Source organism: Buttiauxella izardii (assembly GCF_003601925.1).
Taxonomy (GTDB): Bacteria; Pseudomonadota; Gammaproteobacteria; order Enterobacterales; family Enterobacteriaceae; genus Buttiauxella; species Buttiauxella izardii.
This window is the reverse complement of sequence record NZ_QZWH01000022.1, coordinates 13,193-25,842: the sequence shown is the minus strand read 5'-3', so window position 1 is coordinate 25,842 and position 12,650 is coordinate 13,193. Positions and strand designations below refer to the sequence as shown.

Annotated in this window: 11 protein-coding genes; 4 read left to right on the top strand and 7 right to left on the bottom strand. The window is 53.1% G+C overall.

Features of this window, described 5'->3' with window-relative positions:
- Window positions 1-43 precede the first annotated feature (43 nt).
- Window positions 44-559 (top strand): inosine/xanthosine triphosphatase, encoded by a 516-nt coding sequence (yjjX, locus tag D6029_RS10880; RefSeq protein WP_120064774.1) that lies wholly within the window; start codon window positions 44-46, stop codon window positions 557-559.
- Here yjjX and trpR read toward each other — a convergent pair.
- Window positions 556-885, bottom strand: coding sequence for a trp operon repressor (trpR, locus tag D6029_RS10875; RefSeq protein ID WP_120064773.1), 330 nt, complete (start codon window positions 883-885; stop codon window positions 556-558). The two genes, yjjX and trpR, sit on opposite strands and share 4 nt — an antisense overlap.
- Window positions 886-940: 55 nt before the next feature.
- Entirely contained in the window at window positions 941-2,875 is a 1,935-nt protein-coding gene (gene sltY, locus D6029_RS10870; protein WP_120064772.1) for a murein transglycosylase, read from the bottom strand.
- Window positions 2,876-3,106: 231 nt separating this feature from the next.
- Here sltY and ettA point away from each other — a divergent pair, with 231 nt between their 5' ends.
- Window positions 3,107-4,774 (top strand): energy-dependent translational throttle protein EttA, encoded by a 1,668-nt coding sequence (ettA, locus tag D6029_RS10865; RefSeq protein WP_120064771.1) that lies wholly within the window; start codon window positions 3,107-3,109, stop codon window positions 4,772-4,774.
- 197 nt (window positions 4,775-4,971) lie between these two features.
- Here the strand turns inward: ettA and nadR are convergent, their stop codons facing one another.
- The 3 genes from nadR to serB are packed head-to-tail and all read right to left on the bottom strand — an operon-like array spanning window position 4,972 to window position 8,605.
- Window positions 4,972-6,204, bottom strand: a complete 1,233-nt coding sequence (nadR, locus tag D6029_RS10860; RefSeq protein WP_120064770.1) for a multifunctional transcriptional regulator/nicotinamide-nucleotide adenylyltransferase/ribosylnicotinamide kinase NadR — start codon at window positions 6,202-6,204, stop codon at window positions 4,972-4,974.
- Window positions 6,205-6,236: 32 nt separating this feature from the next.
- Window positions 6,237-7,628 (bottom strand): DNA repair protein RadA, encoded by a 1,392-nt coding sequence (gene radA / locus D6029_RS10855; protein ID WP_120064769.1) that lies wholly within the window; start codon window positions 7,626-7,628, stop codon window positions 6,237-6,239.
- Window positions 7,628-8,605 (bottom strand): phosphoserine phosphatase, encoded by a 978-nt coding sequence (serB, locus tag D6029_RS10850; protein WP_120064768.1) that lies wholly within the window; start codon window positions 8,603-8,605, stop codon window positions 7,628-7,630. The genes radA and serB overlap by 1 nt, the downstream gene beginning before the upstream one ends.
- A gap of 119 nt (window positions 8,606-8,724) precedes the next feature.
- Here serB and D6029_RS10845 point away from each other — a divergent pair, with 119 nt between their 5' ends.
- Window positions 8,725-9,375: a YtjB family periplasmic protein gene (locus tag D6029_RS10845; RefSeq protein ID WP_120064767.1), complete on the top strand. Its 651-nt coding sequence runs from the start codon at window positions 8,725-8,727 to the stop codon at window positions 9,373-9,375.
- Between the two features lie 15 nt (window positions 9,376-9,390).
- Entirely contained in the window at window positions 9,391-10,407 is a 1,017-nt protein-coding gene (lplA, locus tag D6029_RS10840) for a lipoate--protein ligase LplA (RefSeq protein WP_120064766.1), read from the top strand.
- Here the strand turns inward: lplA and yjjJ are convergent.
- A complete protein-coding gene (gene yjjJ, locus D6029_RS10835; protein WP_120064765.1) occupies window positions 10,404-11,732 on the bottom strand; it encodes a type II toxin-antitoxin system HipA family toxin YjjJ in 1,329 nt (442 codons plus the stop codon). The two genes, lplA and yjjJ, sit on opposite strands and share 4 nt — an antisense overlap.
- Window positions 11,733-11,872: 140 nt before the next feature.
- On the bottom strand, window positions 11,873-12,592 hold the full coding sequence (gene deoD / locus D6029_RS10830) for a purine-nucleoside phosphorylase (RefSeq protein WP_034459469.1): 720 nt from the start codon (window positions 12,590-12,592) through the stop codon (window positions 11,873-11,875).
- Window positions 12,593-12,650 lie beyond the last annotated feature (58 nt).

Here is a 12,650-nt window from a genome sequence, read left to right as displayed (position 1 = left end):
TCCGTTATACTGCGGCAACAATTTCTTGAGAGTTTCACTGATTATGTACCATGTCGTCTGCGCAACAACCAATCCTGCCAAAATTCAGGCAATTCTCCAGGCATTCGACGATATCTATGGTGAGGGATGCTGCCATATTGACCCCGTTGCCGTCGATAGTGGCGTGCCTGAACAGCCATTCGGAAACCATGAAACGCGAACTGGCGCACGATGCCGGATCATGAATGCTCGCCAGGTTCGCCCGGAAGCTGATTTTTGGGTGGCGGTAGAAGCAGGAATTGATGATGACAGCACGTTTAGCTGGGTCGTTATTGAAGATCAGAAGCAGCGCGGTGAAGCCCGCTCGGCAACGCTTCCGTTGCCTGCCACGATTCTTGAAAAAGTTCGCGCAGGTGAAGCGTTAGGGCCGGTGATGTCGGCCTATACCGGGATTGATAAGATTGGTAATAAAGAAGGGGCAATTGGTGTGTTTACCGCCGGGAAGCTGACGCGCAGTAGCGTTTATCATCAGGCCGTTATTCTGGCCTTAAGCCCGTTCCATAACGAAGTCTATCGCTAGTTTTTAGCGGATAATAATTCCTGCTCCAGCCAGGCGCGTAGCTCAGGTGGAGCAGATTTCAGGCTATTGGAGCCACGCGTAATCGTCGCAATCCCCGCACCAAGCTCGTTTTTAAGCTCTCGCTGGCTCATCTCACCACGCAATAACTCTTCAATAATTCTGACCCGCGTCCCCAGCGCAGTGCGCTCGTCTGGCGTCAACAGCAACATAAGCAACGGCATATGCAGTTGCTTATCGAATGATTGCTGGAGCAACTCCACAAAGCGGAGCCACTCTTGATTGCTTTGTTCGGCGTGCTCGGCCGAGTATTGAGAGTGCTGAGTCATGTTATGTCACCATACTATTCAACTAGTACGAAAGCATAACATAGCCCCCTCAAAATCAATAACGGCGTTGCCATTCGCCATCGGTCAGCAACGGCTTAGATTTGCCCATGAAATAGCTGTAGTAGGCATCGTAAGCCAGCACGTTCTTCACATATCCGCGCGTTTCTGAGAAAGGAATACTCTCAACAAACGCCACTGCGTCAATGCGCCCGGCGCTGTTACCCAGCCAGGTTCTGACGCGCCCCGGCCCTGCGTTATACGCCGCGGATGCGAAAATACGGTTATTTTCAAACTGTTGGGAAACGTACTGCAAATAGCTGGTGCCGATGTTGATATTCGTTTCCGGGTCCAACAATTGGTTCGTACTGGAGTAACCTGGAATATTAAACATCTTCACGGTGTGCGTCGCCGTGCCCGGCATGATTTGCATTAAGCCGCTCGCACCAACCGGTGAACGCACTTTCGGGTTCCAGGCACTTTCCTGGCGGGCAATCGCCATCGCGTAGCTTTGCGAGATATCTTTACCATTCACATAGCGAGCGAAAATATCTTTATACGCCAGCGGGAAACGCTCTTCGAGATGATCCCAAAGCTTCCCGGCGATCGTCGCCTGTACGCTAAGATCCCACCAGTTTTGATCAAACGCATAACGCGCTAACCCTTCCTGCTCCGGTTTGCTACGGCTGCTTATCAAGTTTGCCCATTCGCTGCGCGCAGTATTATCGAGATTCCAGTACATCAACTCGCGAACACGCGCCATTTCTGGCCCGGATACCAACGCTGGATTAACCGCCACCGCTTTGTCGACGCGCAACGGATATTCTTCGTCTAAACGCTGCGCCGCAATCATCGGGTAGAATCCGCGCTGCTGCATGAGGGAATGGAGGATTTCTTTAGCCTCTATTTCGCGGCCACGTTCCATCAGCAAATCCGCCTGCCAGTAGCGCCATTCGTCTTTCTCTTTGGCTTCCATTGGCAAACGCGCAAGCCAGGTATTCAGCCCATCACGGTCGCCCGTTCCCAGCGCCATGCGCACGCGGCGTTCCACCAACGTCGTCGACTCAGAACGCATAATGGCATCATCGCGCCAGGCGGCTTGTTCAGCGGTAATATCATTACCCATCAAACGCCAGGCCACGGTGTCTCTTAGCTCTTGCGCCTGTGAATCGTTAAGTTGCTGCGCTTGAATTAATGCCGGAATCAACAAGCGCGCATTTTCGACGTCGTCACGCGCCACACGGGCAAACGCCACGGCTGCGGCCTGACGGGTGAAGTCGGTTGCCCCCACGGTTTGGGCAAATGTCAGCACGGAATTAGGATTGTTTTGCAGGCTAATCAGCGCGCTGGAGATGGTCTGGTACTCGGCTGGCATTTGGCTCGCCAAGTTATTAACCAGCGAAGTATTACCCTCTTTCATCGCCAGGCGAATACGTTCCAGATAGGCCAGCGGATCTTGCGTGCCGGATGAACGCCAGGCCGAGAATAAACGGTCACAGCTCGACGGCTGGTTTTTGCCTGTCAGCCACAAGTCTTTAGCGCCCGCCCACGCAGCATCTGCCTGGCCGGTATTAAATTTGGCGTAGTAATAATTGCACTTCGCTTCGGTCGTGCCCGGTTGTTCTGGGCTGAATGCCAGCAAACCGCGCCAGTCTTCACGACGCGCCAGTTCATTCACAAAGCGGTTTTTCAGCACCCGTGCAGGTGGAAGTGTTGGGTTCGCTTCAATAAAGCGGCTGACGACGAGCGTTGGCTCGTTCATTAAGTCATCGGTAATCTGGCGATATTCAAGATAGGGATAAAGCGGGTAATCCTGCAACGTGGGCATAATTCGCGCCACCACGTCCATTTGCTTGCTGTCCCACGCTTGTTTGATTTGTGCATATCGGCTGCGCTGCTCGTCGAGCGAATCGGCGCGAACTGCATGAGTTAATGCCGCAAGGCCTACAATCGCCACCAGCAATTGTCCCACGGCTTGTTTGGCTTTCCCCACAAGTTCTCCTCACATATTCACAGGCAGCATCATGCCGCCATTAGTTACTTCATGCTAACTCTCGAACCGCGGTTTCGCCACGTGAGAGGGCGTTATTTTACCTATATAGACATTCAGGCTGTTTCCGGTAACACATCCCACTTCCCCTGCTGGGATTACCCACTGAAAACGGCTACACTTCGCCTTTGATACGAACCATCTTAAATCACGAAAAAGAGGCGAAGTCGCACTGTGGCTCAATTCGTTTATACCATGCATCGTGTCGGCAAAGTTGTTCCGCCGAAACGCCATATTCTGAAAAACATTTCGCTGAGTTTCTTCCCTGGCGCCAAAATTGGTGTTCTGGGTCTGAACGGTTCCGGTAAATCCACGCTGCTGCGCATTATGGCCGGCATTGATACCGACATCGAAGGCGAAGCCCGTCCACAACCTGGTCTGAAAATCGGCTACCTGCCGCAGGAACCACAGCTCAATCTTGAGCACACGGTTCGCGAGTCCGTTGAAGAAGCCGTAGCCGAAGTAGTTAATGCTCTGAAAGGTCTCGACGAAGTCTATGCCAAATATGCTGAACCAGATGCTGACTTCGACAAACTGGCAGCCCAACAGGGTAAGTTTGAAGAAATCATTCAGGCGCATGACGGTCATAATCTGAACGTGCAACTGGAGCGTGCTGCTGATGCACTGCGTCTGCCAGACTGGGATGCGAAAATTGCTAACCTGTCTGGTGGTGAGCGCCGCCGCGTGGCACTTTGCCGCCTGCTGCTCGAAAAGCCAGACATGCTGCTGCTCGACGAACCAACGAACCACCTGGATGCGGAATCCGTGGCATGGCTCGAGCGCTTCCTGCACGACTTCGAAGGCACCGTTGTGGCGATTACCCACGACCGTTACTTCCTCGATAACGTTGCAGGCTGGATTCTGGAACTGGACCGCGGCGAAGGTATTCCGTGGGAAGGTAACTACTCTTCCTGGCTTGAGCAAAAAGACGCTCGTCTGGCTCAGGAAGCCTCAACGGAAGCGGCTCGCCGTAAATCCATTGAGAAGGAACTGGAGTGGGTTCGTCAGGGCGCTAAAGGCCGCCAGTCTAAAGGCAAGGCACGTCTGGCTCGCTTTGAAGAACTGAACAGCACCGAATACCAGAAACGTAACGAAACCAACGAACTGTTTATTCCACCAGGCGCACGTCTGGGCGATAAAGTCGTTGAGGTTACCAACCTGCGTAAATCCTACGGCGACCGCCTGCTGATTGAAGACCTGAGCTTCTCCGTACCGAAAGGCGCGATTGTGGGTATCATCGGCCCGAACGGCGCGGGTAAATCAACGCTGTTCCGTATGATGTCTGGTCAGGAACAACCTGACAGTGGCAGCATCGAGCTGGGCGAAACCGTGAAGCTGGCTTCTGTCGATCAGTTCCGTGACGCGATGGACAACAGCAAAACCGTGTGGGAAGAAGTTTCCGGCGGCCAGGACATCATGCGTGTCGGTAACACCGAGATGCCAAGCCGTGCGTACGTTGGCCGCTTTAACTTTAAAGGCGTTGACCAGGGTAAACGTGTTGGCGAGTTGTCCGGTGGTGAGCGTGGCCGTCTGCATCTGGCGAAACTGCTGCAAGTTGGCGGTAACGTATTGCTGCTCGATGAACCAACCAACGACCTGGATATCGAAACCCTGCGCGCGTTAGAAAACGCCCTGTTGGAATTCCCAGGCTGTGCCATGGTTATCTCGCACGACCGTTGGTTCCTTGACCGTATCGCCACGCACATTCTGGATTACCAGGATGAAGGCAAAGTGGAGTTCTTTGAAGGTAACTTTACTGAGTACGAAGAGTACAAGAAACGCACCCTGGGTGCGGATGCGCTGGAACCTAAGCGTATTAAGTACAAGCGCGTTACTAAGTAGCTTTAAATTGCCCTCACCCTAACCCTCTCCCCCAGGAGAGGGGATTAACGACTTTCTCCCTTTCATCAGGCGAGGGAATTGACGGTTTTCTCCCTTTCCATCAGGCGAGAGAATTGACGGTTTTCTCCCTTTCCATCAGGCGAGGGAATTGACGGTTTTCTCCCTCTCCCTGAGGGAGAGGGCCGGGGTGAGGGTTCTTATCCCCGCTCGCCAATCATATTCTTCACCAATTCCACACAGCGCAAGAAACGCGAATCGTAATCCGACTCTTCAACGTGTACATAACTGATGTTGTTCTCGTTCAGCATCGACACCAACAAATTCTGGAAAGACTTCCGGTCGGTATCGCTGCCTAAACTGCGCAAGCCGTCTGCCACCCATGGCGTGTTGTTCTCAAGCAAAATCACCAGATCGAACCGGTACTCGTCGATCAACGCCTGCACAAACGGATGCTCACGCCCTTCATACTTTTTGCAGAATGCCTGCGTAGTGACAAAATCGGTGTCGATAAACGCCACTTTATTGGCGTATTTCACCGCAAAATCAACATACTGTGCGTGACCAATCGCAATTTTATCGTAGTCAGAATATTGCAGCGCCATCTCATCGCCGCCGAGGTGGGAAAAGACGTAATCCCGCCCGTATTCCCACGCACTTGTGGTGTTGAAAATGTTGGCGAGCTTATTCACCATCCACGACTTACCGCTCGATTCGCCGCCGAGAATAGCGACGGTGCGGACAAAGAACGGTTTAACTTCGGTCGGAATGTATTCCCAGTAGTGGAACGGGTTTTCGCGAATCTGCCCACCGCTGATATTCATGAATGTACGTTTCGGATCGATAAGCACCGTTTCAATGCCGAGCTGTTCATTAAACCGTGGCGCATCGCCCTCTTCCGAGGTGTAAATGCAGTCAGGATTGATGCCTTTGCTTTCCATAAAGGCTTTGATGCCGCGACTCCAGACATCCCAACCGTGCGGATAAGGCTCCATCCCTTCTTCGTTAAACGAATGAATGCGGATGTTTTTCTGATACTTGAATGTCTGTAACAGCCAGCGCAGTCGGTCGCCCGTCGTCGGTTGCTGCGACATGGCGCTGTCTTCAAACAACAAACGGTCGCGGGTTTCGTCATAACCCATAATGATGTGGAGTTCATCAACCTGGCTTGCCGCGCGCTGAATCAAATAGATATGGCCGGTATGTAGCGGGTAAAACTTACCGAAAACTACCCCGACTTTTTTCTCGCGGCGCGGGAATTCCAGGCCTAAAAAACGATGCAATGCTTCCAGTTTCTGCGCGCTTGGGCTTTTGATTTTGGCGTTCAGTAACTGGCTAAGATAGCCTTTGGTCATGCCGCAGGATTCTGCAACCTGTTGCAGCGTCACGCTCTGCTGGCGAATAGCGGTCTTCAGGTACTCGAAAGACGACATGCTGCCTCCTGCAAAATTGGGCGAATATTCAATTATAAGTCTTGTAAGTCGTCAAACACCGACAGCGCATCGGCCAGTTTTTTCACACCGAACACCTGCATCCCTTCCGGTAGTTTTTTTGGCACGTTCGCCTGCGGAACAATGGCGCGTTTAAAGCCGTGTTTTGCCGCTTCTGAAATACGCTCCTGGCCGCTTGGCACCGGGCGAATCTCGCCAGCCAGCCCCACTTCACCAAACACCACTAAATCCTGCGGCAAAGCGCGATTTCGCAGGCTGGAAACCATCGCCAGTAACAATGCTAAATCGGCACTGGTTTCGCTGACTTTCACGCCGCCGACCACGTTAACAAACACATCCTGATCCGCCATTTGCAAACCGCCGTGACGGTGTAAAACAGCGAGCAAAATAGCGAGACGATTTTGCTCAAGGCCCACCGCAACCCGGCGCGGATTCGACATCATGGATTGATCCACCAGCGCCTGAATCTCTACCAGTAACGGACGCGTGCCTTCCCAAACTACCATCACCGAACTGCCGGGCGTCACTTCATCACCACGGCTCAGGAAGATGGCGGAAGGGTTACTCACTTCGCGCAAACCTTGTTCCGTCATGGCGAATACGCCCAGCTCATTCACCGCACCAAAACGGTTTTTATGGCTGCGCAAGGTGCGGAAGCGGGAATCGGCATCGCCGTCGAGCATCACCGAGCAGTCGATACAGTGTTCGAGCACTTTTGGCCCGGCAAGCGAACCGTCTTTGGTGACGTGCCCAACCATGATAATCGCCACGCCGCGCGTTTTAGCAAAGCGCGTCAGGTAAGCGGCTGACTCACGCACCTGCGCCACGCTGCCCGGCGATGACTGAACATCCGCCATGTGCATCACCTGTATGGAGTCGATAACCATCAGCTTCGGCGCTTCTTCTTCAGCAATCATGCAAATTTGCTCGATGCCGGTTTCCGAAAGCATGTTCAGGTTATTGGTCGGCAAACCCAAACGGTGGGCGCGCATCGCCACTTGTTGAAGGGATTCCTCACCCGTGACGTACAGCGTTTTCATCTGTTCGCTGAGTTTGCACAACGTTTGCAGCAGCAATGTAGATTTACCCGCGCCCGGGTTACCGCCAATCAGAATCGCGCTACCCGGCACCACGCCGCCGCCTAACACGCGGTCAAACTCTTTGAAACCAGTGGAAAAACGCGGCAGTTCTTCAAGGCTGATATCGGAAAGTTTTTGGACTTTACTGACGCCAGCACTGCCAGCATAACCGGACAAACGCTCGTTACGCGCAACGGTCGGAGACGCGGCAATGCGCACCTCGGTGATCGTGTTCCAGGCGTGACAGGCGCTGCATTGCCCCTGCCAGCGAGGATAATCTGCACCGCATTCATTACAGACAAATGCGCGTTTCGGAGCTTTCGCCATTAGCGTTCTTCCTGGATAAGACTGCCTGAAAGAATACAGAATACGCCCATCAGGTCAGCGTGACGGATGGTGATTTCTGTTTTCTCATTTACTTTAGGTTTTGCGTGATAAGCGATGCCCAGGCCAGCCGACTGAATCATCGGTAAATCATTGGCTCCGTCACCGATGGCAACAGTTTGCGCCGTAGGAATTTCATATTTATCCGCCAGACGCTGGAGCGTCACGGCTTTGAACTGCGCATCGACAATTTGACCAATCACTTCACCGGTCAGCTTGCCATCGCAAATTTCCAGCTCGTTCGCCACCACCGCATCCAGATGCAGTTTGTCACGCAGATATTCGGCAAAGAAGGTGAAACCGCCGGACGCAATCGCGACTTTCCAGCCCAGTGATTGCAGCTTCAGCACCAGCGAAGGCAGCCCAGGCATCAACGGCAATTCATCACGCACCTGGCGCAGAATCGAAGCATTCGCTCCTTTGAGGGTTCCCACGCGTTGTTTCAGGCTGGCGGCAAAATCCAACTCGCCACGCATCGCACGTTCGGTAACTTCGGCTACCATTTCGCCGGTTCCCGCCAGTTTAGCAATCTCATCGATACATTCGATTTGGATGGCGGTGGAGTCCATATCCATCACCAACAGGCCTGGCGTGCGCAGATGTGGGATTTTACCCAGCGGCGCGACGTCCAGCCCGGCTTCGTGGGCCAGTTTGGTGGCTCGAGGTGTTAATGAACCCGCCAGGCGGATAACCTGATAGTCTTCAACACACCACGCGGTCACAATCACCATCGCCGCGCCCAGCTTACGTTGGTAGCGATTCAGGCACTGTTTATCCAGATTCCGACCATACAGAAGCCAGCCGCTACGGCCAGCACGGTAATCGAGTGGCATAACTTCATCACCACTTAACGATAGTGGCAACCCAGGCCAGAGAGAGACATCGGTCGGCAGGTCGCACCAAGTCAGACTATTTGGCATCACAGCTCCAGAAAAAAGATAAAGGCCAGAGTAAAAGATCGCATGAGGCTACCTTGTCAGTGCGGCTTCTGGCAACATTAAAGTGCGCAGTAAAACCGGCAATTTTTCTAAGGTGCATTATGGCTCGGGCAAAAATGAAATTCAGGCTGCATCGTGCAGTGATTGTGCTTATCTGCCTCGCACTTTTAGTCGCGCTGATGCAGGGAGCATCGTGGTTTAGCCAGGGGCATCAGCAAGCGCGTAATGTGCAGCTTGAAGAGCTGGCAAGAACGCTGGCGCGCCAGGTGAGTTATAACCTGACGCCGCTGATGAAATCTGAAAACCCGGATGAAAAAAAGATCTCCGCCGTTCTGACGTTACTCACTCAGGACAGCCGCATTCTGGACGCGGGAGTTTATGACGATGACGGCGACCAAATCGCCCGTGCCGGTGAAGGAATCGGCGTGCGCGACAGACTAGCGCTGGATGGTAAAAAAGCGGGCAGCTATTTCAATCAGCAAATCGTGCAACCCATTGAAGATAAAGATGGCCCGGTTGGCTATCTGCGTATCACGCTCGATACGCACACTCTCGCGACCGAAGCCAAGCAGGTGGATAACACCACCAATATTTTGCGTCTGATGATGCTGCTGGCGCTGGCAATTGGCATCGTGCTGACGCGTACACTTTTGCAAGGCAAACGCACTCGCTGGCAGCAGTCGCCTTTCCTTCTTACGGCGAATGCCGAAGTGAAAGAAGATGAAGAAGAACAGAGTGCCAACAAACCCTGAGAAAGGAATTCTGCGATGAACACGTTACGGCTACTGATTTCCGACTCCTACGATCCGTGGTTCAACCTCGCCGTGGAAGAGTGTATTTTCCGCCAGATGCCCGCCACGCAGCGCGTCCTTTTTTTGTGGCGCAATGCAGATACGGTGGTCATAGGCCGGGCGCAAAACCCATGGAAAGAGTGCAACACTCGCCGTATGGAAGAGGACAACGTGCGGTTGGCGAGGCGCAGCAGCGGTGGTGGCGCGGTGTTCCACGATCTGGGCAACACCTGTTTCACGTTTATGGCTGGCAAACCCGAGTACGACAAAAGCGTTTCCACGGCGATTGTGGTGAATGCGCTTAACTCTCTGGGCATCAATGCGACAGCTTCCGGGCGCAACGATTTGGAAGTGGCGACGCCTGAAGGCGCGCGTAAAGTTTCTGGTTCGGCTTATAAAGAAACCATGGATCGCGGTTTCCACCACGGCACTTTGCTGCTCAATGCAGATTTAAGCCGCCTGGCAAATTACCTGAATCCCGATGAGAAAAAGCTACAAGCCAAAGGAATTACTTCAGTTCGTGGGCGTGTGACTAACCTGAGCGACATCTTGCCAGGCCTGACTCATGAACAAATTTGTGATGCGGTGCGCGAATCCTTCTTTGATTACTACGGCGAACGCGTGGAAGCGGAACACATCTCACCAGACGCCCTGCCCGACTTACCGGGTTTTGCCGAAACCTTTGCCCGCCAAAGCAGTTGGGAATGGAACTTCGGCCAGGCTCCTGCGTTTAGTCATCTGTTAGATCAACGCTTTACCTGGGGCGATGTTGAACTGCATTTCGATGTCGAAAAAGGCCATATCACCCGCACGCAGATTTTCACCGACAGCCTGAATCCAGCGCCCCTGGAAGCACTGGCTGCCCGTTTGCAGGGTTGTGTGTATCGAAGCGACATGCTGCAACAACAGTGCGAAACGCTGATTGCCGATTTCCCCGAGCAAGAAATGGAACTGCGTGAATTAAGTGCGTGGATTGCGCAGACGGTGCGTTAAGCAAGGCGCTTGACGCTGGCTTCAACCGCATCCAGTTCAGATGCCATCGCACAACTCAGTTCGCGGAAACTTTCGCTTATTCCCTGATTCTGGCTTGCCTCAAGCCAGAATCGGCGCGCCAACGGCAGCATCTCCAACCAAACTTCTTGTGGGACAATCGGATCAATTTGTGGTGCTATCGGCTCCCTGCGCATGCTCCCGGCACTGTTCGGCGCAAAAGCCATAGGCAGCATGTCGTAGACCGGCGCTAATTTCAGCGGCATATCGGAAAGATAGAAAGACAGATTCCCTGCGTGCATATCGCTGTTCGCAATCAGCCGCCCAAACGCCCAGATACACTGAGTCAGACGCAATGTCGCAGGCTCAACAGCTTTCTGAGAAAGCAACTCCGCCATCACTGTCGGCCAGTTCTGTGGCCCGCTAGCATATTCACTTTGCACCGCTTCCAGAGAAACAATTCCCTTGCGGCCTTGCGCGCCTACGCAGTCAAAACGAACCACTTCAAGGAACGTTTGCCGGGTTTCAGCGACGAGTGTTCTGGCTTTGGATGCGGGGAACTGGGCCTCGCTAAGAATGTTGAGCGCAATGGCTTCCGCTTGCAGTAAATCAGCCCATCGCTGGCTGTTTTCATTATTCAGCGGCGGGGTAAATTTGACGATGACGTGCGCCGGGCCATCAGCAGTTTGTGCGTAGCAGGTAAATTTTGGCTGCTCTCCACCCGCTGACGATCCCACAATGTCACCCGCCAGCGCGCTACTCGCCAGTTCACTATAAACGGATAATTTATCCGCCTCAGTAATGGCCTGTAGCAATGGCGTATCAAACCAGCGGCGATAACTCTCCTCGCCCACTAACCAACCGCCAAGATTTTCTGATGGCTGCTGCGACAAAGCCAGCAGGACATCTTCTTCTTGCCATAGGCGAATATCTTCAGGAAGACCGGCTTGCTGCGCCAGCCGCCTTCCCCACGCCCGGCCCAGAAAGCCCTGTGGGCGAAGGTCGGTTAAATACCACGGAACACCGTCAAACCACTGCGCGGTGCCATTATTCAGGATCACCAGGCAACTGCCCTGCGGCCAAATGGGATACAACTCACCAAAGCGCCATGCTTTCCCTGAGTCATCAATTTGCCATAACGGAAAATGCCGAATCTGACGCACAGGCCTGAGCAAAGCATAACGTGTCGCTCTGGCAGCCCCAGCTTTAATCACATGACTTTCCGCATTCACAAGACGTGAAAAAGTCGCCTGGCTGACACCCAAACGTTGCCGCAATGCGTTTGCAGTTTGTGGCCCGTGCAGGAGTAAATCAGTCAACGCGCTCATATGAATAGATTCGTGAATAGATACTTGAATAGATTTATAGCGCTATATATTTGAAAGGTAAAGCGGATAAAAATAAAGTGGGGGGAAAGGTGAATAGATACTTTGAAGGATAAAGGGTGCCGAAGCACCCTTTTAAATTCTTACTCTTTGTCGCCCAGTAACACAGATTCAAGAGCAATCTTGATCATGTCGTTAAAGGTGGTCTGGCGCTCTTCAGCCGTGGTCTGCTCGTGAGTACGGATATGGTCAGACACGGTGCAAATGGTCAGTGCTTTCGCGCCGAATTCTGCTGCCACGCCGTAGATACCCGCTGCTTCCATTTCCACACCCAGGATGCCGTATTTTTCCATGACATCGAACATGGTTGGGTCTGGGGTGTAGAACAGATCTGCGGAGAAGATGTTGCCTACGCGAGCGTCAACGCCCAGCGCTTTTGCCGCATCAACCGCGTTGCGAACCATGTCGAAGTCAGCGATAGCCGCGAAGTCGTGGTCTTTGAAACGCAGACGGTTCACTTTGGAGTCGGTGCAAGCGCCCATGCCGATAACGACGTCACGCAGTTTCACATCAGCACGTACCGCGCCACATGAACCCACACGAATGATTTTCTTCACGCCAAAGTCAGTGATCAGCTCTTTGGTGTAGATGGAGCAGGATGGGATGCCCATGCCGTGACCCATGACGGAAATTTTGCGGCCTTTATAAGTACCGGTGAAGCCCAACATGCCGCGCACGTTGTTTACTTCACGTACGTCTTCGAGGAAAGTTTCTGCAATGTGCTTTGCACGCAGTGGGTCCCCTGGCATCAGTACGACGTCAGCGAAATCACCCATCTCAGCGTTAATATGAGGCGTTGCCATCTTTTTATTCCTTATTTTAAGAGGTTCAGCGCGGGCGGTGATTCCACCGCCCGACGAA

Bases quoted from the DNA above. Each gene is read 5' to 3' on its own strand.
- nadR (WP_120064770.1), bottom strand. From the start codon at position 6,204: ATGTCGTCTTTCGAGTACCTGAAGACCGCTATTCGCCAGCAGAGCGTG.
- radA (WP_120064769.1), bottom strand. From the start codon at position 7,628: ATGGCGAAAGCTCCGAAACGCGCATTTGTCTGTAATGAATGCGGTGCA.
- lplA (WP_120064766.1), top strand. From the start codon at position 9,391: ATGAACACGTTACGGCTACTGATTTCCGACTCCTACGATCCGTGGTTC.
- yjjJ (WP_120064765.1), bottom strand. From the start codon at position 11,732: ATGAGCGCGTTGACTGATTTACTCCTGCACGGGCCACAAACTGCAAAC.
- trpR (WP_120064773.1), bottom strand. From the start codon at position 885: ATGACTCAGCACTCTCAATACTCGGCCGAGCACGCCGAACAAAGCAAT.
- deoD (WP_034459469.1), bottom strand. From the start codon at position 12,592: ATGGCAACGCCTCATATTAACGCTGAGATGGGTGATTTCGCTGACGTC.
- D6029_RS10845 (WP_120064767.1), top strand. From the start codon at position 8,725: ATGGCTCGGGCAAAAATGAAATTCAGGCTGCATCGTGCAGTGATTGTG.
- yjjX (WP_120064774.1), top strand. From the start codon at position 44: ATGTACCATGTCGTCTGCGCAACAACCAATCCTGCCAAAATTCAGGCA.
- serB (WP_120064768.1), bottom strand. From the start codon at position 8,605: ATGCCAAATAGTCTGACTTGGTGCGACCTGCCGACCGATGTCTCTCTC.